The organism is Aeromonas sp. FL131, assembly GCF_049860615.1.
Lineage (GTDB): Bacteria > Pseudomonadota > Gammaproteobacteria > Enterobacterales > Aeromonadaceae > Aeromonas > Aeromonas hydrophila.
Genome location: NZ_CP187595.1, coordinates 3459835 through 3479892 on the forward strand (window position 1 = coordinate 3459835; position 20058 = coordinate 3479892).

Annotated in this window: 18 protein-coding genes and 1 riboswitch; of the genes, 10 read left to right on the forward strand and 8 right to left on the reverse strand. The window is 62.1% G+C overall.

Features of this window, described 5'->3' with window-relative positions:
- Positions 1 to 25: 25 nt before the first annotated feature.
- On the reverse strand, positions 26 to 466 hold the full coding sequence (gene yfbV, locus ACPW75_RS16000; RefSeq protein WP_011704832.1) for a terminus macrodomain insulation protein YfbV: 441 nt from the start codon (positions 464 to 466) through the stop codon (positions 26 to 28).
- Between the two features lie 302 nt (positions 467 to 768).
- Between yfbV and ACPW75_RS16005 the strand changes: the two genes are divergently transcribed.
- A complete protein-coding gene (locus ACPW75_RS16005; protein ID WP_011704831.1) occupies positions 769 to 1971 on the forward strand; it encodes an acetate kinase in 1203 nt (400 codons plus the stop codon).
- Positions 1972 to 2022: 51 nt separating this feature from the next.
- Positions 2023 to 4194: a phosphate acetyltransferase gene (gene pta / locus ACPW75_RS16010; RefSeq protein ID WP_017410280.1), complete on the forward strand. Its 2172-nt coding sequence runs from the start codon at positions 2023 to 2025 to the stop codon at positions 4192 to 4194.
- A gap of 404 nt (positions 4195 to 4598) precedes the next feature.
- Here the strand turns inward: pta and ilvN are convergent, their stop codons facing one another.
- The 6 genes from ilvN to ACPW75_RS16040 all read right to left on the reverse strand — a co-directional run bounded on the left by ilvN (position 4599) and on the right by ACPW75_RS16040 (position 9840).
- Positions 4599 to 5093 carry an acetolactate synthase small subunit gene (gene ilvN / locus ACPW75_RS16015; protein ID WP_011704829.1) on the reverse strand — a complete coding sequence of 165 codons (495 nt, stop codon included), beginning with the start codon at positions 5091 to 5093 and terminating at the stop codon, positions 4599 to 4601.
- Between the two features lie 91 nt (positions 5094 to 5184).
- Positions 5185 to 6903 carry an acetolactate synthase 3 large subunit gene (locus tag ACPW75_RS16020; RefSeq protein ID WP_029301736.1) on the reverse strand — a complete coding sequence of 573 codons (1719 nt, stop codon included), beginning with the start codon at positions 6901 to 6903 and terminating at the stop codon, positions 5185 to 5187.
- A 389-nt stretch (positions 6904 to 7292) separates the two neighbouring features.
- On the reverse strand, positions 7293 to 7445 hold the full coding sequence (locus ACPW75_RS16025) for a hypothetical protein (RefSeq protein WP_011704826.1): 153 nt from the start codon (positions 7443 to 7445) through the stop codon (positions 7293 to 7295).
- 36 nt (positions 7446 to 7481) lie between these two features.
- Positions 7482 to 8591, reverse strand: coding sequence for an MJ1255/VC2487 family glycosyltransferase (locus ACPW75_RS16030; protein WP_041217554.1), 1110 nt, complete (start codon positions 8589 to 8591; stop codon positions 7482 to 7484).
- On the reverse strand, positions 8591 to 9091 hold the full coding sequence (locus tag ACPW75_RS16035) for a phosphatase PAP2 family protein (RefSeq protein ID WP_043162413.1): 501 nt from the start codon (positions 9089 to 9091) through the stop codon (positions 8591 to 8593). Before ACPW75_RS16035 ends, ACPW75_RS16030 begins: the two co-directional genes overlap by 1 nt.
- A 125-nt stretch (positions 9092 to 9216) precedes the next feature.
- A complete protein-coding gene (locus ACPW75_RS16040) occupies positions 9217 to 9840 on the reverse strand; it encodes a TetR/AcrR family transcriptional regulator (RefSeq protein ID WP_011704823.1) in 624 nt (207 codons plus the stop codon).
- A gap of 407 nt (positions 9841 to 10247) precedes the next feature.
- Here ACPW75_RS16040 and leuA point away from each other — a divergent pair, with 407 nt between their 5' ends.
- The 5 genes from leuA to ACPW75_RS16065 all read left to right on the forward strand — a co-directional run bounded on the left by leuA (position 10248) and on the right by ACPW75_RS16065 (position 16002).
- The gene (gene leuA, locus ACPW75_RS16045; RefSeq protein WP_077097669.1) at positions 10248 to 11822 is read left to right on the forward strand and encodes a 2-isopropylmalate synthase; all 1575 of its coding nucleotides are present in this window, start codon (positions 10248 to 10250) and stop codon (positions 11820 to 11822) included.
- A 2-nt stretch (positions 11823 to 11824) separates the two neighbouring features.
- The gene (gene leuB / locus ACPW75_RS16050; RefSeq protein WP_077097667.1) at positions 11825 to 12910 is read left to right on the forward strand and encodes a 3-isopropylmalate dehydrogenase; all 1086 of its coding nucleotides are present in this window, start codon (positions 11825 to 11827) and stop codon (positions 12908 to 12910) included.
- Between the two features lie 32 nt (positions 12911 to 12942).
- On the forward strand, positions 12943 to 14340 hold the full coding sequence (gene leuC, locus ACPW75_RS16055; RefSeq protein ID WP_077097665.1) for a 3-isopropylmalate dehydratase large subunit: 1398 nt from the start codon (positions 12943 to 12945) through the stop codon (positions 14338 to 14340).
- 16 nt (positions 14341 to 14356) lie between these two features.
- Positions 14357 to 14956, forward strand: a complete 600-nt coding sequence (leuD, locus tag ACPW75_RS16060; protein WP_077097663.1) for a 3-isopropylmalate dehydratase small subunit — start codon at positions 14357 to 14359, stop codon at positions 14954 to 14956.
- Between the two features lie 116 nt (positions 14957 to 15072).
- The gene (locus ACPW75_RS16065) at positions 15073 to 16002 is read left to right on the forward strand and encodes a transglutaminase-like domain-containing protein (protein WP_077097661.1); all 930 of its coding nucleotides are present in this window, start codon (positions 15073 to 15075) and stop codon (positions 16000 to 16002) included.
- 99 nt (positions 16003 to 16101) lie between these two features.
- Here the strand turns inward: ACPW75_RS16065 and ACPW75_RS16070 are convergent, their stop codons facing one another.
- The gene (locus ACPW75_RS16070) at positions 16102 to 16392 is read right to left on the reverse strand and encodes a PilZ domain-containing protein (protein WP_017410271.1); all 291 of its coding nucleotides are present in this window, start codon (positions 16390 to 16392) and stop codon (positions 16102 to 16104) included.
- Positions 16393 to 16483: 91 nt separating this feature from the next.
- Positions 16484 to 16574, forward strand: a riboswitch (TPP riboswitch).
- A 51-nt stretch (positions 16575 to 16625) separates the two neighbouring features.
- Here ACPW75_RS16070 and thiB point away from each other — a divergent pair.
- The 3 genes from thiB to thiQ all read left to right on the forward strand — a co-directional run bounded on the left by thiB (position 16626) and on the right by thiQ (position 19986).
- Positions 16626 to 17606 carry a thiamine ABC transporter substrate binding subunit gene (gene thiB / locus ACPW75_RS16075; RefSeq protein ID WP_029301744.1) on the forward strand — a complete coding sequence of 327 codons (981 nt, stop codon included), beginning with the start codon at positions 16626 to 16628 and terminating at the stop codon, positions 17604 to 17606.
- Positions 17603 to 19225 carry a thiamine/thiamine pyrophosphate ABC transporter permease gene (gene thiP, locus ACPW75_RS16080; protein WP_077097659.1) on the forward strand — a complete coding sequence of 541 codons (1623 nt, stop codon included), beginning with the start codon at positions 17603 to 17605 and terminating at the stop codon, positions 19223 to 19225. Before thiB ends, thiP begins: the two co-directional genes overlap by 4 nt.
- A gap of 65 nt (positions 19226 to 19290) precedes the next feature.
- A complete protein-coding gene (gene thiQ / locus ACPW75_RS16085; protein ID WP_077097657.1) occupies positions 19291 to 19986 on the forward strand; it encodes a thiamine ABC transporter ATP-binding protein in 696 nt (231 codons plus the stop codon).
- Positions 19987 to 20058: the final 72 nt, after the last annotated feature.

Sequence of the window (20058 nt, forward strand, 5' to 3'; positions counted from 1 at the left end):
TGGTCCGAGTCATGGGCCACAGGCCTCACTCGTAGAGGAAGGATTTGTCCAGCTGCTTGAAGGCGGCGTTGAGGGTATCGGCCAGCTCTTCGTATCTGGGCTGAGCCACCAGTTGGCGACGACCGCCCTGCTCGTTCATCTTGCCGTTGATCTCGCGATACCAGCTGGCAAGGGAGGGCGGCAGCCGGGTATCGGCGCGCTGACCGAGCCAGTAGTAGCCCTGCAGCGGCAGGCTCAGCAGAAACAGCACCGAGGTCATGACCGAAGGCCAGTAGTGCAGCTCGCCGAACTGGAACTGCAGCATGACGCTGAGCACCGCCAGCGCCGGAATGACCTTGAGGGCGAACTCGGTGGCCTTGATCACCCGATTCTCCGGGAACATGGAATTAAGCTCGGGACGGCGGGGCCAAAGGGTCATATAATGACGGCCTTGCTGTAACTTAGTTCCAAAAATGTTCATGCTCATGCTACCTCCGAGCTCTTTTTGAACGTATTAACGGCAAAACCACGACAATATTTGATGCGCAATAACAAAGGTTGAGGATGACTTTGTTATTTTTCAACAATCGGGTTATCCTTTGTACGCCCAATTTTTGCGCCAACGGCCTGCCGTTGCGCTGTCAGGGACGTCTGGATTTCGGGTCTTGTATCACTATACAAGGGGCAAGCAACAGATTGCCAACCCTCATAAGGATAAGTTGAAAGTTTTTGGACACGGCTCGTCCAACGCATCCTCCTACACAACCCAATCTGCGATAGGATTTATTCATGAGTAAGCTGGTTCTTGTTCTTAACTGTGGCAGCTCGTCCCTGAAGTTTGCTGTCATTGACGCAACCACCGGTGATGACCTGCTGTCCGGCCTGGCCGAGTGCTTCAACCTCGACGACGCCCGCATCAAGTGGAAACTGAACGGTGAGAAAGGCAGTGCCGATCTGGGCGCCGGTGCCGCTCACCAGGAAGCGCTGGACTACATCGTCAACAAGATCCTGCCGCTCAACCCGGAGCTGTCCAAGAACCTGATCGCCATCGGCCACCGTGTGGTACACGGCGGTGAGCGCTTCACCTCTTCCGTGCGCATCTGCGACGACGTCATCGCCGGCATCGAAGCCGCCGTACCGTACGCGCCGCTGCACAACCCGGCTCACCTGATCGGTATCCGTGAAGCCCGTCGCGTGTTCCCGGCACTGGCCGAGAAGAACGTTGCCGTGTTCGACACCGCGTTCCACCAGAGCATGCCGGAAGAAGCCTTCCTGTACGCCCTGCCGTACAAGCTCTACAAAGAGAACGGCATCCGTCGCTACGGCGCCCACGGCACCAGCCACTACTACATCAGCCTGGAAGCCGCCAAGCAGCTGAACAAGCCGGTGGAAGAGCTGAACATCATCAACTGCCACCTGGGCAACGGCGGTTCCGTCTGCGCCATCAAGAACGGCAAATCCGTCGACACCTCCATGGGCCTGACCCCGCTGGAAGGCCTGGTGATGGGTACCCGTTCCGGTGATATCGATCCGGCCATCATCTTCTTCCTGCACGACAAACTGGGCATGAGCGTGGCCGACATCAACACCATGCTGACCAAAGAGTCCGGCCTGCAGGGTCTGACCGAAGTGACTTCCGACTGCCGTTTCGTTGAAGACAACTACGACAGCAAAGAAGAAGCCAAGCGTGCCATGGACGTTTACTGCTATCGCCTGGCCAAGTACATCGGCGCCTACGCCGCCGCCATGGACGGTCGTCTGGACGCCGTGGTCTTCACCGGTGGTATCGGTGAAAACTCCGCCCCGATCCGTGAAATCACCCTGAACAAACTGGGTCTGCTGGGCTTCGACGTCGATCACGACGCCAACCTGAAGGCTCGTTTCGGCAAGGGTGGCGAGATCACCAAGGCTGGTTCCACCAAAGCCCTGGTTATCCCGACCAATGAAGAGTGGGTCATCGCCCACGACGCGCTGGAACTGGTTGGCGCATAATTTCGCTGTAGAGCAAGGCCGCCCAAGGGCGGCCTTTTCCTGATCCCAAAAATGAACAAGGGGTATAAAGTGGCACGCACTATTATGCTTATCCCGGTCGGCACTGGTGTCGGCGTAACTTCCGTGAGCCTTGGCGTTGTTCGCGCCATGGAACGTCACGGTGTCAATGTCAGCTTCTTCAAACCGGTCGCTCAGCCGCGTCCGGGTGAAACCGGTACCGAGCGCTCCACCGCCGTGATCCGCGCCGCTGCCAACATCAACCCGCCCGAGCCGTTCGCCCTCTCCTACGCCGAGAACATGATCACCTCCAGCAACACCGATATCCTGCTGGAAGAGATCGTGGCCCGCTTCGAAGAGCACGTGAAAGCCAGCGGTGCCGAAGTGCTGGTCATCGAAGGCATGGTGCCGACCGACAAGCAGCCGTTTGCCAACAAGCTGAACTACGACGTCGCCAAGGCGCTGGACGCCGACATGGTGTTCGTGACCCATCCGGGCAACGACTCCAGCCAGAAGCTGAAAGAGCGCATCGAGCTCGCCTGCTCCAACTTCGGTGGCGTCAACAACCCCCGCATCGTTGGCTGCGTCATCAACAAGGTGGGTGCACCGGTTGACGAGCATGGCGTGACCCGCCCCGACCTGACCGAGATGTTCGAGGCCCACCACCACACCTCCGACGCCGCCCATAACCTGGAAGTGCTGCAGGTATTCGGCAAGAGCCCGCTGCGCATCCTCGGCTGCATCCCCTGGAATACCCAGCTGATCGCCCCGCGCGCCAAGGATCTCGCCAAGCACCTGGCCGCCAAGATCCTGCACAAGGGTGAGCTGGACAGCCGTCGCCTGCAGACCGTGACCTTCTGTGCCCGCTCCATCCACAACATGATCGAGCACTTCCGTCCGGGCAGCCTGCTGGTCACTTCCGGCGACCGCTCCGACGTCATCGTCTCCGCCTGCCTGTCTGCCATGAACGGCGTCAAGCTGGGCGCCCTGCTGCTGACCGGCAACTACCACCCGGAACCGCAGGTGATGGCGCTGTGCCAACAGGCCATGGCCACCGGCCTGCCGATCATGATCACCGGCACCAACACCTGGCAGACTGCGGTCAGCCTGCAGAACTTCAACGTCGACATTCCGGAAGATGACCGCGAGCGGATCGAGCTGGTGCAGGACTATGTGGCCGGCCACATCGACAAGCACTGGATCGAGTCTCTCTCCGCCAAGTCCACCCGCTCCCGTCGCCTGAGCCCGCCGGCTTTCCGCTACCAGCTGACCGAACTGGCCCGTCAGGCCAACAAGCGCGTCGTGCTGCCGGAAGGGGAAGAGCCGCGGACCATCAAGGCTGCCGCCATCTGTGCCGAGCGTGGCATCGCCCGTCCGGTCCTGCTGGGCAACCCGGAAGAGATCCGTCGCGTTGCCGAACAGCAGGGCGTGGTACTGACCGACCGCGTCGAGATCATCGACCCGGTTGCCGTGCGCGAGCGCTATGTGGCCCGTCTGGTCGAGCTGCGCAAGAACAAGGGCATGACCGAAGTGGTTGCCCGCGAACAGCTGGAAGACAACGTGGTACTGGGTACCATGATGCTGGAGCGCAATGAAGTTGACGGCCTGGTATCCGGCGCGGTGCACACCACTGCCAACACCATCCGCCCGCCGATGCAGATCATCAAGACCGCTCCGGGTTCTTCCCTGATCTCCTCCATCTTCTTCATGCTGCTGCCGGACCAGGTACTGGTCTACGGTGACTGCGCGATCAACCCGGATCCCACTGCCGAGCAGCTGGCCGAGATCGCCATCCAGTCCGCCGACTCCGCTGCCGCCTTCGGCATTGAGCCGCGCGTCGCCATGATCTCCTACTCCACCGGCACCTCCGGCGCCGGCGCCGATGTAGAGAAAGTGCGTGAAGCCACCGAGCTGGCCAAGGCCAAGCGCCCTGACCTCATCATCGATGGCCCGCTGCAGTACGATGCGGCCATCATGGAGAACGTGGCCAAGTCCAAGGCACCGAACTCACCGGTTGCCGGTAAAGCCACCGTGTTCGTGTTCCCGGACCTGAACACCGGCAACACCACCTACAAGGCGGTACAGCGCTCCGCGGATCTGGTCTCCATCGGCCCGATGCTGCAAGGCATGCGCAAGCCGGTCAACGACCTGTCCCGTGGCGCCCTGGTGGACGACATCGTCTACACCATCGCCCTGACCGGTATCCAGGCAGCCCAGGCCGAGTAATCGACCGAGCTTATCCCTGTTGAAAAACCCGCCGCAAGGCGGGTTTTTTATGGCTGACGGGCAGATGTTGATCCGCGAGATCAAATCAGGATCCAGTTCGGATCCCGCCTTCTCGTTCAGAGGCCAGCCCGGCAAGGGCGGCGGGATAAGCAAACGCTCACACCCGCCAGAGGCGATTGCACAATTGCGCCCCAGCGGAGATCAGATCCAAATACTTCTTTAAGATCAGCACACTAACGTCAGACACACCGCTAATCTACAGACTTTTCCACAGCTTTTGTGGATAGTTTACCGATCATTTGAAAGAAAATGACAGACCCGGCCCACTCCCCTGCACCGCCTTGCGCCCATGAAAAAGGGGCTCCGAAGAGCCCCTTTGGACAACAAACCCGCCAGCCATCTACTCAGGGGCGCAGCGCCTTGTCGGCACGGGAGATACCGCAGACACCGGAGCGCACCACTTCGATAATCTCGTTGGTCTGGGCGGCCGTCTTGATGAAGGCGTCCAGCTTGTCGCTGGTACCCACCAGCTGCACCGTGTAGAGCTCGGGGGTGACGTCGACGATCTGGCCGCGGAAGATATCTGCCAGCCGTTTCAGCTCGTCACGACCACCACCGGCGGCGCGCGCCTTGACCAGCGCGATCTCCCGCTCGATGTGCTCACCCTCGCTCAAGTCGCATACCTTGAGCACGTCCACCAGCTTGTGCAACTGCTTCTGGATCTGCTCCAGCACCCGCTCGTCACCCATGGTGACGATGGTCATGCGCGACAGGGTGGGATCCTCGGTGGGGGCCACCGTCAGGGTCTCGATGTTGTAGCCGCGCTGGGAGAAGAGGCCCACCACCCGGCTCAGGGCGCCGGATTCGTTCTCCAGCAGAACGGAAATTATATGTCTCATGATGTTTCCCCCGCCTTGCTCAGCCACATCTCGTCCTTGATGGAACCAAACTTGAGTTCCTTGAGCACGACCGAAATAATATGTTCCATCGTCAGGTTCTCTCCGTCTTGCTCAGCCACATCTCGTCCATGGCACCGAACTTTATCTGCATCGGATAGACGTGCTCATCCGGGTCGACCGAGATGTCCATGAACACCAGCCGATCCTTCATGGCGAAGGCCTTCTCCATGGCGCTCTCCAGCTCGGCCGGATCGCTCACCGCGATGCCGACGTGGCCATAGGCTTCCGCCAGCTTGACGAAGTCAGGCAGCGACTCCATGTAGGAGTGGCTGTGGCGGCCACCGTAGAACATCTTCTGCCACTGCTTGACCATGCCCAGCGCCCGGTTGTTGATGGAGATGATCTTGATGGGCACCCCGTACTGCATGCAGGTGGAGAGCTCCTGGATGTTCATCTGCACCGAGCCGTCGCCGGTGACGCAGCAGACCACGGCTTCCGGGTTGGCAAACTGGGCCCCCATGGCGGCGGGAATGCCAAAGCCCATGGTGCCGAGACCGCCGGAGTTGATCCATTGGCGCGGTTTGGCAAACGGGTAGTAGAGGGCGGCAAACATCTGGTGCTGGCCCACGTCGGAGGCCACGAACGCCTCCCCCTTGGTCACCTTGTAGAGGGTCTCGATCACCTGCTGCGGCTTGATCAGGGTGGGGTGGGTCTCGTAGGCCAGGCAGTTGCGCGAGCGCCACTGGCCGATCTGGCTCCACCAATCCGCCAGTACCTGCTTGTCGTTGTCGAAGCCACACTCGCGGATCACTTCCAACATCTGCTCCAGCACGGTTTCCACCGAGCCCACGATGGGCACATGAGCCTGCACCGTCTTGGAGATGGAGGTGGGATCGATGTCGATGTGGACTATGGTGGCGTTGGGGCAGAACTTGGCCACGTTGTTGGTGACACGATCATCGAAGCGGGCACCCACGGCGAAGATCAGATCCGCGTTGTGCATGGTCTTGTTCGCTTCGAAGGTACCGTGCATGCCCAGCATGCCGATGAATTGCGGATGGGTGCCGGAGAAGGCCCCCAACCCCATCAGGGTCGTGGTCACCGGCAGGTTCAACAGCTCCGCCAGCTTGGTCACCAGGTGATCCGCATTGGCATTGATGGCGCCGCCGCCGACGTACATCACCGGACGCTCGGCCTCCACCAGCAGCTTGGCGGCCCGCTTGATCTGCCCCTTGTGGCCCGACTTGGTCGGATTGTAGGAGCGCAGGGACACCGTCTCGGGATACTGATAGGGAAACTTCTCTTTCGGGTTCTGCACGTCTTTGGGCAGATCCACCACCACCGGCCCCGGGCGGCCGCTGGCAGCAATGTAGTAGGCCTTCTTGATGGCGTCGGGAATGTCGCTGGCCTTCTTGCACAGGAAACTGTGCTTCACCACCGGGCGGGAGATGCCGATCATGTCGGTCTCCTGGAATGCATCCTCCCCGATCATGCTGGTCGGCACCTGGCCGGACAGGATCACCAGGGGGATGGAGTCCATATAGGCGGTCGCGATCCCCGTAATGCAGTTGGTGGCGCCGGGACCCGAGGTCACCAGCACTGTGCCCACCTTGCCGGTGGAGCGGGCGTAACCGTCCGCCATGTGCACTGCGGCCTGTTCGTGCCGCACCAGGACATGCTCCATCTTGCCGTTTTCAAAGAGAGCGTCATAGATGTCGAGCACTGAGCCACCAGGGTAGCCGAAAACGTGCTCAACTCCCTGATCTTCCAGCGCTCTAACCACCATCTGGGCGCCTGATAACATCTCCATGATAAAGCCCTCCAGGCTTTGCTCCGTTAAGCGAAAGCTATCGGCAGTCCGCTGCTTCCCGGCACCGCCGGTCCGTGCATTGTTGTTGTCTGAATACGGACCCGGCGAGTTCGGCGCTGTCGATAGTAGAAAAATAGGTTTTTTCCATCATTCACCCGAAAAGCGGGTGAAAAACCAACTTAACCCGCTTGTGAACGCTTGTCCACGGCTTTGTCTGACCAGAACAGTCATAAATTTCAAACAGCTATTAACATTCAGTGACTTGAGAAAAAGGGTGGGTACAATGCGAGGAAGTTGGGGGAATGACCAGCGGATCATGCTGTCACGGCCGCCCTGAATGGAAAAAAATAAGCCCACCGCCAGGGTGGGCCCGCAAGCCTGGCAGGGGATCAGTGATCCTCTTCCGGCTCCGCCAGCCAGATCTGCTGATCCGGATCCGTCTCCTCGCAGACCGAGATACTGACCCCCATGTCCAGCAGCTCGTGCAGGGTGAGATTGTCCGCCAGATTCATGGTATCGCCGTTTTCATTGGTAAAGCGCATGGTGTCCGTCCTCTCCTTGGTGGGATCCCTCTCAGTCTAGTCAAAGGCGCTCACTTGCGATAACCAACTGCTGTTTAGCGGGCTGCCCCCCTCCAGTTCGCTCAGCCGATCGCACACCTCTTCCGGGAACAAGGTGCGAGCCCACAGCCGGCGAGAGAGCGCCGGCACGCTCTCCTGCGCTCCGTCCGCCAGCCAGCCCGCCAGCTCGCTGGCCACATCGGGGTAGATAATCTGGCCAGGGGCGGCGGCATCCAGCCAGGCCCGCACCGCGTTGGCATCGAGCGCATCCATCAGACGGGCCAGCCCCATCAGCTCCAGGGTCTTGCTGTTGGTCAACTGCTCGAACTGGCCCCCCAGCGGCTTGACCAGCAGCTTCTTGCCAAGGGAGAGCGCCTCCGAGGCGAGCTCGAAGCCACCGTTGGTGATGACCCCGCGACAGCCGGCCAGCATCTGCTTGAACCCCTCCCTGGCCTGCGGCTCGAACGCTATGTTGCGCCACTGACTCGCGCTGCGAATGGCCGGATGAAAGCAGACGAAGCGTTGCTGGTTGAAGCGTGACAGCAGCGCTGCGATCGCCTCGGTCTGCTCAAACGGCAGATAAACCAGGATCTGCTGATTGTCGGGTGCAGGCGGGATGGCGTCTATGATGGGCGGCAGCAAGGGCTGGCCGAAGTGAAACCAGTGCAACCCAAGTGCCTGACGCACCGGTGCGAAACGGCGCATCAGCTGACGGTTGAAGCCGCTCTCCCCCCAGCGCGGAATGGGCCAGTCGAAGCTCGCCTGGTGGCTGATGGTGAGACTCGGCTTGCCCCAGCGGCGGGCGGCGTGGGCACTGATCGGCTCGAAATCGCTGATGACGAGATCGTAGTCGCGGCAGTCGAGTGCCCGCATGTCGCGCCAGAAGCGCAGCGGCGAGAGCCCCTTGAGGGTTCGCCAGCCCGAGATGGCCCCCTCGTGGCTGACGAAGGTGATGCCGGGAAAGGCACGATAATCGCCGAACTCGGCCATCTCGAAATAGCCGTCTGCGGGACGGCCGCTGAACAGATAGTCCACCTCCAGACCACGGGCTCGCAGCGCCCGCGCCAGGGTACGACTGCGGCTGATGTGACCGTTGCCAGTGCCCTGTACCCCGAACAGGATCCTCATCATTGGCCCCAGCCGAGCGCCAGCAGGGCGCAGCCACCGCCGAGCAGGGCGCCGGCCACCAGATCGCTCAGATAGTGCACCCCGAGCAGCAGACGGGACGCCCCCACCAACGCGGCCCAGACAAACAGCAAGGGGGCCCAGAGCGGGAAGCTGGCGGCCAGCACGGTTGCCATCAGGAAGGCGGCGGCGGTGTGGCCGGAGGGCAGGCTGTAGCGATCGGAAGGGGTGATGAAGACCGGCAGCCCCACCGGGCGCTGGCGCTTGAGCAGGTTTTTCAGCAGCAGGTAGAGCGGCAGCTCGAAGGCGAAGGCGAGCAGCGCCAGCTTCACCAGCTCGCGCTCGGCCTCCCCCTGCCACCAGAGCAGGGCCGCCAGCACGGCGTAGAGCGGGCCATCACCGGTCCGGGAGATGAGCCGGCTGATCCTGGCCTGTGGCCGGTTGTAGGCGTGCAGCAGGCAGATACGGCACACCTGCAGGTCCCATTGCTGGATCTTGTTCATAACCCCTCCTTCCCTGAAGTCTTAGAGCAGACTAGGGCGACGGGGTGACACTTGGTTGAACGTGGGATAACAGATTTATGAAAAAAGGGCCGAATGGCCCTTTTTGCTGTCTAGGTGGCAAATGATCAGTTCAGGGTGCCGCGCAGACCGTTTTCCATCAGACGGCAGTTGTGATCCGCCAGGCGGGCCATGAAGTGTTCATCCACAGTCAGGCCGAACACCTGCTCGTAGAGATCCTTCATCACGAACGGCTGCCACATCATGCTGAGGAAGGAGATCTTCAGCATCTCGGGATCCAGATTGTCACCCAGTTCGCCGTTGTTCTTCATGGACTCCAGCAAGGCATCGAACTGGGGCAGTTGGCGTTCCAGCAGACGGTTCAGCACAAAATCCCGACCAGGGCTTTTCTCGGTCGATAATGCGCTGGAGATGGCGGAGGTCAGCTCGCTGTTGGGCGCCATCACCTGATAGTAGGTGTTGAGCAGGTCGTTGAGGCTGCGGTTGCCGGCCTCATCGTGCCAGGCTTGGTCCAGCGGCTCGGCCACATCGCCCAGCACCGCCTTGTAGAGACCCTCTTTGCTGCCGAAGTAGTAGTGGATCATCGCCAGATTGGAGCCAGCCAGCTCGGCGATCTCACGGGTCGTCACCTTGCTGTAGGGGGTGTTGAGAAAACGCTCACGGGCGGCAGAGAGCAACTTGTCACGAATGTCAGAACGTCCGACCGGACGACCAGGTCTACGTTTTTCCATTTAATACCTCGGATAATTCAGCAAAAACTGACAAGTCGATCTGATTGCACAGATGATCGAGTACAGCAGGAATGACCAGATAATCGTGCAAGGGCCGAATATGGGACAAGTAAATTTGCACTCCTTTACAATCCGATTAAATAAACCAGCGAAATGAACCGGGTCTGCGCGGTTGACACAGCATAAAAATCTCGATATTGGTAAAAGCGTTATCGACTGGAAGGATTGATTCATCATGCGTATTGCCGCTCCGCTACTACTAATCTCCCTAATCGCGACCAGTCGCGCGGGATCCTTGTAGCCGGGCTCAGGCATAGCCGGAATTTACAAAAACCCGTGCACCCTGCACGGGTTTTTTTATGCCAACGCAGGATGCACGTCACCGAACTTAGGAAGAGGGAAGTCACATGTCAGATCGGGTCATCATATTCGACACCACCCTGCGCGATGGTGAGCAGGCTCTGGCGGCCAGCTTGACGGTCAAGGAGAAGCTGCAGATCGCCCAGGCGCTGGAACGGCTCGGTGTCGACGTCATGGAGGTGGGGTTCCCGGTCTCCTCCCCCGGCGACTTTCAATCGGTGCAGACCATCGCCCGCCACATCAAGCAGAGCCGGGTCTGTGCTCTCGCCCGCGCCCTGCCCAAGGACATCGACGCCGCCGGCGAAGCCCTGCGGGTCGCCGAAGCCTTTCGCATCCACACCTTCATCTCCACCTCCTCCATCCACGTCGAGAGCAAGCTGAAGAAGAGCTTCGAAGACGTGCTGGAGATGGGGGTCAACGCCATCAAGCATGCCCGCCGCTACACCGACGACGTGGAGTTCTCCTGCGAGGATGCGGGCCGCACCCCGATAGACAACCTGTGCCGCATGGTGGAGGCCGCCATCAAGGCCGGTGCTCGCACCATCAATATCCCCGACACCGTGGGCTACACAGTACCGACCGAGTTCTCCGGCATCATCCAGACCCTGTTCAACCGGGTACCCAACATCGATCAGGCCATCATCTCGGTGCACTGCCACGACGATCTGGGCCTCTCGGTGGCCAACTCCATCGGCGCCGTGCAGATGGGGGCCCGCCAGATCGAGTGCACCATCAACGGCATCGGCGAGCGGGCCGGCAACTGCTCGCTGGAAGAGGTGGCGATGATCCTGAAGACCCGCGCCGACCTGCTCGGGGTGCACACCAACATCCGCCACAGCGAAATTCATCGCACCAGCGCCCTGGTCAGCCAGCTCTGCAACATGCCGGTGCAGCCCAACAAGGCCATCGTCGGGGCCAACGCCTTCTCCCACAGCTCCGGCATCCATCAGGACGGTGTGCTCAAGGCGAAAAACACTTACGAAATCATCACCCCGGAGAGCATCGGCCTCACCCAGAACAACCTCAACATGACTTCCCGCTCCGGCCGCCACGTCATCAAGCACCGGATGGAGTCCATGGGCTACGCCGAGAGCAGCTACGACCTCGACGATCTCTACGGCAAGTTCCTCACCCTGGCCGACAAGAAGGGGCAGGTGTTCGATTACGATCTGGAGGCGCTCGCCTTCTTCAGCCAGATCCACGAAGAGCCGGAGCACTTCAAGCTGGAGTACCTCGGCGTGCAGAGCGGCAGCTCGGTGATGGCCACCGCCTCGGTGAAATTGAAGGTGGGCCAGGAGATCGTCAGCGAAGCCGCCACCGGCAACGGCCCGGTGGACGCGGTCTACCAGTGCATCAACCGCATCACCGGCTACGAGATCAGCATCGACAAGTACGAACTCAAGGGCAAGGGGGAAGGCAAGAACGCCCTCGGCCAGGTCGACATAGTCGCACAGTACAAGGGCCGCAAATTCCATGGCATGGGCCTGGCCACCGACATCATAGAGTCTTCCGCCCAGGCGTTGATCCACGTGATCAACAGCATCTGGCGCGCCGATCAGGTGGCCGAACAGATGGAACGCAACGTCGCAAAAACAGACAAGATCAATACGGAGAGCGTGTGAGTATGAGCAGTTATCGGATCGCAGTATTGCCGGGTGACGGCATTGGCCCGGAAGTGATGGCCGAGGCCGTCAAGGTGCTGGAAAAGGTGCAGGCCAGATTCGGCTTCGCCCTCGACTACGAGCGCCATGACGTGGGTGGCATCGCCATCGACAACCACGGCACCCCGCTGCCGCAGAGCACCATTGCAGGCTGTGAAGCGGCCGATGCGGTGCTGTTCGGCTCGGTAGGCGGCCCCAAGTGGGAGCACCTGCCCCCCAACGATCAGCCGGAACGCGGCGCCCTGCTGCCCCTGCGCGCCCACTTCAAGCTGTTCTGCAACCTGCGTCCGGCCCGCATCTACACCGGCCTCGAGCAGTTCTCGCCGCTGCGGGCCGACATCTCGGATCGCGGTTTTGACATCGCCTGCGTGCGCGAGCTGACTGGCGGCATCTACTTCGGTCAGCCCAAGGGACGTGAAGGGGAAGGCCCCACCGAGAAGGCATTCGACACCGAGGTGTACCATCGCTTCGAGATCGAGCGCATCGCCAAGATAGCCTTCGAATCCGCCCGCGTGCGCAAGGCCAAGGTCACCTCCATCGACAAGGCCAACGTGCTCGCCTCCTCCATTCTGTGGCGCGAGGTGGTGACGCAAGTCGCCAAGTCCTATCCGGACGTGGCACTCAATCACATGTACATCGACAACGCCACCATGCAGCTCATCAAGGATCCGTCCCAGTTCGACGTGCTGCTCTGCTCCAACCTGTTCGGTGACATCCTCTCCGACGAATGCGCCATGATCACCGGCTCCATGGGGCTGCTCCCATCCGCCAGCCTCAACGAGTCGGGCTTCGGTCTGTTCGAGCCGGCCGGTGGCTCGGCGCCGGATATCGCCGGCAAGGGTATTGCGAACCCCATAGCCCAGATCCTCTCCGCCGCCCTGATGCTGCGCTACAGCTTAGGGATGGAAGCCGCCGCCCAGGCCATCGAGCAGGCCGTGGCCCAGACCCTGGCCGAGGGTTACTTCACCGCCGACCTGCATCAGGCCAGCGCCCGTCACCCGGTGCAGAGCACGGCCGAGATGGGCAGCCAGATCGCCGCGCGCATCTGACCCCACGGCATCGATAACAAGGAAACCGAGCAATGGCCAAGACCCTCTATCAGAAAGTATTCGACGCCCACGTGGTCCGGGAAGTGGAAGGGGAAACACCCCTCATCTACATCGACCGCCACCTGGTGCATGAAGTGACCAGCCCGCAGGCATTCGACGGCCTGCGCGCCATGAACCGCCAGCTGCGCCGCCCGGATCTGACCTGGGCCACCATGGATCACAACGTCTCCACCACCACCAAGGACATCGCCGCCTCCGGCGAGATGGCCCGCATCCAGATGGAGACGCTGGCCGCCAACTGCAAGGAGTTCGGGGTCCGTCTGTATGACCTGAACCACCAATACCAGGGCATAGTCCACGTGATGGGCCCCGAGCTCGGCATCACCCTGCCCGGTACCACCATCGTCTGCGGCGACTCCCACACCGCCACCCACGGCGCCTTCGGCTCGCTGGCGTTCGGCATCGGCACCTCCGAAGTGGAGCATGTGATGGCCACCCAGACCCTGAAACAGGGCCGCGCCAAGACCATGCGCATTTCGGTCAATGGCAAACTGGCCGAGGGCATCAGCGCCAAAGACGTGGTGCTGGCCATCATCGGCCGGGTCGGCCACGCCGGCGGTACCGGCTATGTGGTGGAGTTCGCTGGCGAGGCCATCGAAGGGCTCACCATGGAAGGGCGCATGACGGTGTGCAACATGGCCATCGAACTGGGCGCCAAGGCGGGGATGATCGCCCCCGACCAGACCACCATCGACTACATCCGCGGCAAGGAGTTCGCTCCCAAGGGCGAGGCGCTGGAACAGGCCATCGCCTACTGGCAGAGCCTCAAGAGCGACGAAGGTGCCCACTTCGATGCCGAGGTAGTGCTCGACGCCGCCGACATCGCCCCGCAGGTCACCTGGGGCACCAACCCGGGGCAGGTGATCGCCGTCAATGAACCCATTCCGGCGCCGGAATCCTTCAGCGATCTGATGGAGCAGCAGTCCGCCCGCAAGGCGCTGGCCTACATGGACCTGCAGCCGGGCCAGAAGCTCTCCGATGTCGCCATCGACAAGGTGTTCATCGGGTCGTGCACCAACAGCCGCATCGAGGATCTGCGCGCCGCCGCCGCCATCGCCCGCGGTCGCAAGGTCGCCGCTGGCGTGCAGGCGCTGGTGGTGCCGGGCTCCGAACAGGTGAAGGCCCAGGCCGAAGCCGAGGGTCTGGACAAGATTTTCATCGAGGCAGGCTTTGAGTGGCGCCTGCCCGGCTGCTCCATGTGTCTGGCCATGAACAACGACCGGCTGCAACCGGGGGAGCGCTGCGCCTCCACCAGCAACCGCAACTTTGAAGGGCGTCAGGGCCGTGCCGGCCGCACCCATCTGGTGAGCCCGGCCATGGCTGCTGCAGCAGCCGTCACCGGCCACTTCGCCGATATTCGCGCGTTGTAATTACGAGGAGAACAAGATGACAGGCTTCAAACAGCATAAAGGGATCGTCGTCCCCCTCGACAGCGCCAACGTCGACACCGACGCCATCATTCCCAAGCAGTTTTTGCAGAAGGTAAACCGCATCGGTTTTGGCAAGCACCTGTTCCACGACTGGCGCTTCCTCGACGATGCAGGGGAGCAGCCCAACCCCGAGTTCGTGCTCAACCAGCCGCAGTTTGCCGGCGCCAGCATCCTGCTGGCCCGCGAGAACTTCGGCTGCGGCTCGAGCCGTGAGCACGCCCCCTGGGCGCTGGCGGACTACGGCTTCAAGACCATCATTGCCCCGAGCTTTGCCGATATCTTCTACGGCAACGCCATCAACAACGGCATGGTGCCGGTGCGCCTGCAGGAGAAGGAGGTCGAGGCCCTGTTCCAGCAGGTTGCCGCCCAGCCGGGCATCGAGATCGAAGTGGATCTGGAGGCCAATCAGGTGCGCGCAGGTAGCCTGTGCTTCGATTTCGAGATCGATGAATTCCGCCGCTACTGCCTGCTCAACGGGCTGGATGCCATCGGCCTGACCCTGCAACACGAAGCCGCCATCAGCGCCTTCGAGGCGAAGCAGCCGAGCTGGATTTGACCCATCAGGTGCCATAAAACGAGTAGAATCAACAGGGAGCCGAGGCTCCCTGTTTTATTGTCAGGCCAGGCTACACGCATGGCCGGCCACTTCTGCATGCCCGATGGGACACTCGAATGAAGATGACGATCGCCCTCCCCCTGCTCTGCGGCCTCTGGCTGGCGCTGCCGGTCTGCGCCGGGCAGACCTATTTCAACAGCAGCGGCGGGCAGCTCAACGTCGGCTGGCAGGACAAGGATGGCAAGGCACAGCAGCTCACCTATCGGCTGGAAGCGGGTAAGCTGCCGCCACTCATTGCCTATCGGCCGGTCCGCATGCAGGAGGACGTGCTGCAGAGCCTGCTGAAACAGGGGATGGCCGAGTTTCCCACCGTACAGTTCTCCCTCTCTCGCCCCCAGATGGAGCTCAAAATCAAGGGGCGCCAGCCCGAGCAGGTCAACAAGGCCATGGGCTGGCTCAGCCAGCAACGGGACAAGCTGGAAGCCGAGTGGCTCAAGCAGCACTATTTCCAGCCCTTCACCGCCCCCGACGGCGCCGCCGCCATCAAGCAGGACCATGTGCGCATCGCGCTGGAGAGTCGCAGCGAGCTGGCACCGCTGGCCGAGCAGCTCAAGCAGCAGGGCAGCACCGAGACCGAAGCTCGCCAGAAGACGGTGGCCCATATGCTCGACTTCGTGCAGTCCATCCCCTATCAGCTGCTCGACAGCCAGTCGGGACGCCAGGGGAAGGGCTTTTTAAGCCCGCGCCAGGTGCTGGAGCAGAATCAGGGTGACTGCGACAGCAAGGTGACCCTGATGGCCGCCATGCTGGCCCAGCTTTTTCCCGAATTGAAACAGGCCATGGTGTTCGTGCCGGGTCATGCCCTGCTGGGAGTGGCGCTGCCAGCCAAGCCGGGTGAGGCCACCCTGAACCGGGAAGGGGAAACCTATCTGCTGATGGAGCCCACCGGCCCGGCTCAACTGGCAATGGGTCAGCTGGCACCAACCAGCAAGACCCTCATCGACAGCAAGCAGCTGAGCGTGCAGCCGGTTCGCGCGGATAAATAATGCCGCCCGTCGGGCCGTCGTGAAAACCAAGGGAAATACGCCAGAATGAAATCGACCAGCGCGGGGCTGGTCGATGCATGACGAAGGGTGTGACGGCCGTCAGGCAAGGGCCTGGAACTCGATGGCCAGCAGCAGTCCATCCTCTTCTTCCAGCACCCGGATGATGCGGGCCTGCGCCTCGAAGGGGGGCAGCAGGTTGTTGTTGGTGGCCAGGCTCACCCGGATGGGTTGGCTCACATCGAGCTGATGCTCGGCGACGGCGATCCCCATGCCGTTGGCGCTGAGATCCCGGCAGACCCCTTCCAGTACCTGCTGTTGCTGAAAGATGGTGACGGGGGCATTGATTATCATGCGCTGGAAGGCGCGTCTTTCCTTGGTGCTGGTGATCACGCGAACATCCTCTGTTGTCTGACGCCGTCTCGCTGGCCCGCAGGAACAATTGTGCTGGCCTCCCCCCAAGAACGTTAATACAATGCGGTTCGTTTCTCAAACGGGGTGCGGTTTACCGCTGAGATTATACCCGTGAACCTGATCCAGATAATGCTGGCGGAGGAATTTGAGGCATGGCGCTCATTTTTTGCGCCCTCATCCGCTGGCACCTCATTGCTAAGGGAGTGCCGCTCATGAAAACCCTGCTGCTGGTCGCCACCAGCCTGCTCAGTGCCCAGGCCTTCGCGGCCGACACCCTCACCGTCTACACCTACAACTCCTTCACCGCCGAGTGGGGACCCGGTCCCAAGATCAAACAGGCCTTTGAGAAAGAGTGCGGCTGCACCCTCAAACTGGTGCCGCTGGAAGATGGCGTGGCCATCCTCAACCGGCTGCGGCTGGAAGGCAAACACAGCAAGGCCGATCTGGTGCTGGGGCTGGACGATGCGCTCGTCAGCGAAGCCAAACAGAGCGGCCTGTTTGCCCCCCATGGCAGCAAGCTGGACGGGGTCAAGGTGCCGGGCGGCTGGCAGGACGATACTTTCGTCCCCTACGACTACGGCTACTTCGCCTTCGTCTACGACCAGAGCAAGCTCAAGAACCCGCCCAAGAGCCTGAAAGAGCTGGTAGAGCGCCCGGACCTCAAGGTGATCTATCAGGATCCGCGCACCTCCACCCCGGGTCAGGGGTTAATGCTGTGGATGAAGTCGGTCTACGGGGATGAGGCACCTGCCGCCTGGGCGCAACTGGCCAAGAAGACGGTCACCGTCACCAAGGGCTGGTCCGAGGCCTACGGCATGTTCCTCGATGGCGAGGCGGACATGGTGCTCTCCTACACCAGCTCCCCGGCCTATCACCTGATTGCCGAAAACAAACCTCAGTATCAGGCCGCGGCGTTTGAGGAGGGTCATTACCGCCAGGTGGAAGTGGCCGCCAAGCTCAGCAGCGCCACCCAGGGCAAGCTGGCGGATAAGTTCCTGCAGTTCATGACAAGCCCCGCGTTCCAGAACGAGATGGCCACCGGCAACTGGATGTATCCGGTGATCGACACACCGCTGCCCAAGGGCTTCGAGCAGATGATCACCGTAGCCAAGCCGCTCGCCTTCAGCAGCGATGAGGTGGCCGCCAACCGCAAGAACTGGATCCGCGAGTGGCTGCAAGCCGTCACCCAGTGAGCCGTATCTTCGCCAGAGCGCAGGCTCGCCCCCTCTGGTGGCTGCCAGGCAGTGCCGCCACCCTGATCATCCTGCTGCTCTCCCTGGGGCCGCTGGCGGCCCTGTTGTGGCAGGCCGGGGCGCTGGCGCCCCGTACCCTGCTGGCCGACCCCTACCTGCGCCACGTGCTGGGCTTCAGCCTCTGGCAGGCACTGCTCTCCACCCTGCTGAGCCTAGGGCTGGCCATTCCGGTGGCCCGCGCGCTGGCGCGGCGCCGTTTCATCGGTCGCCGCCTGCTGCTCAAACTGTTTGGCCTCTCGCTGGTATTGCCGGTCATCATTGCCATCTTCGGCATCGTCGCGGTACATGGCAAGCAGGGCTGGTTGCCACAGCTGCTGCACGGACTGGGGCTCGCCCCCGGCAATTACCTTTATGGCCTGCTCGGCATCCTGCTGGCCCACGTCTTCTTCAACATGCCGCTGGCGGCGCGCCTGTTGCTGCAGAGCATAGAGAGCATTCCCGAGTCCTCCTGGCGCCTCGCCAGCCAGCTCGGCATGCGCTCCTCCCATATTTTCCGGCTGCTGGAGTGGCCGTTGATCCGGGCCCAGCTGCCAGGCTTGGCCAGCCTCATCTTCATGCTCTGCTTCACCAGCTTCACCACAGTGCTGGCGCTCGGGGGCGGCCCCAAATCCACTACTCTGGAGGTGGCCGTCTATCAGGCACTGCGCTTTGACTTCGATCTCGCCACCGCCGGCGGGCTGGCGCTGGTGCAGCTGCTCCTCACCGCGGGTCTGCTGATGCTGCAACACAAGTTGCAGAGCAGCCCGGCCAGCCGGATCAGCGCCCGCCGTCCCTGCCTGCGCCCGGATCGCCATCAGCCGGGAACCGGTCTAGTGGACGCCCTCGCCCTCGGGATCGGGCTGGCCGTGTTCCTGCCCCCCTTGCTGGCCATCGTGGTAGCCGGTCTCAACCCCGGCCTGCCGGGTGCGCTGACCTCAAGCAAGTTGTGGCTGGCCAGCGGCCAGTCGCTGCTGATCGCGCTGGCGGCAGGCAGCCTGGCCACCCTGCTCGGCAGTGCGCTGCTGCTCACCAGCCGTCACCTGCGTGTGCGGAATCGCAAGCGGCGAGCCGCCGCCCTGTGGGAGGCCAGCGGCTCGGTGATCCTGATGATCCCGGCGGTGGTGCTCTCCACCGGCCTGTTCATCCTGTTCATGCCGTTCGCTGACGTGTTCGCCCTCGGCCCCTGGCTGGTGGTGCTGGTCAATGCCCTGATGGCGCTGCCCTATGTGCTGCGTACCCTCTCCGCCCCCATGCAGCTGGTGGTGCGCCAGTACGACCGGCTGGCCGACAGCCTGGGGGTACGCGGTCTGCATCGCCTGCGGCTGGTGGAGTGGCCTCTGCTGCGCCGCCCGCTGGCCCAGGCGGCCGCGCTCTCGATGATCCTGTCACTGGGGGACCTCGGCGCCATCGCCATGTTCGGCAGCCAGGAGCTCACCACCCTGCCCTGGCTGCTCTATCAGCAGCTCGGCAGCTACCGGTTGACCGAGGCGGCCGCCACCGCCCTGCTGCTGCTGATCCTCTGTTTCTCCCTGTTCTGGCTGATTGAACGTGGCCTGGGAGGCAAGCATGCCGAACATTGAAGCGCACGCCCCAACCGTTTATTCGGCCGCTCCGGCCGGCCGAGCAGCCCCTTGGAGAAGAGAACATGCTGAATATTGATCAACTGGTCACCAGCTACCCGGACTGGCGCGTCAGCTTCAGCGCCACCCTGCCCAAGGGGGAGATCACCGCGCTTATCGGCCCGAGCGGTGCTGGCAAGTCGACCCTGCTCGGCATGATCGCCGGTTTCGTGCCGGTAGAGTCCGGCACCCTCGACTTCGATGGCGAGGATATGTTGCCGCTGGGCCCGGCCGCGCGACCGGTCACCACCCTGTTTCAGGATCACAACCTGTTCCTGCACCTGTCGGTGTTCGACAACATCGCCATCGGCCTGCACCCCGGTCTGCGCCTGAATGCAGCCCAACGGGCCCAGGTGAAGGATGCCGCGAGCCGGGTCGGCCTCGGCGAAATGCTCACTCGGCTGCCGGAACAGCTCTCCGGCGGCCAGCAACAGCGGGTCGGGCTGGCCCGCGCCCTGGTGCGGGGCAAGCCGCTGCTGCTGCTGGATGAACCCTTCTCGGCGCTCGATCCGGCCCTGCGCCGGGAGATGCTGGCGGAAGTGGCCAGGCTTGCCTGCGAGCAGGGTATTACCGTGCTGATGGTGTCTCACAACCCGGAGGATGCCCAGCTCATTGCCGATCAAGTGTTGTTCGTGGACGAGGGGCGCATCGCCCTGCAGGGTACGCCGGATATCCTGCACAACAGCGACCACCCCGGGCTGCTGCGCTATCTTGGACAATGACCCAAGGACACTGAACTGGTGGCGGGATCAAAAAAGGGAAGCCAAGTGGCTTCCCTTTTTCATACGAAGATA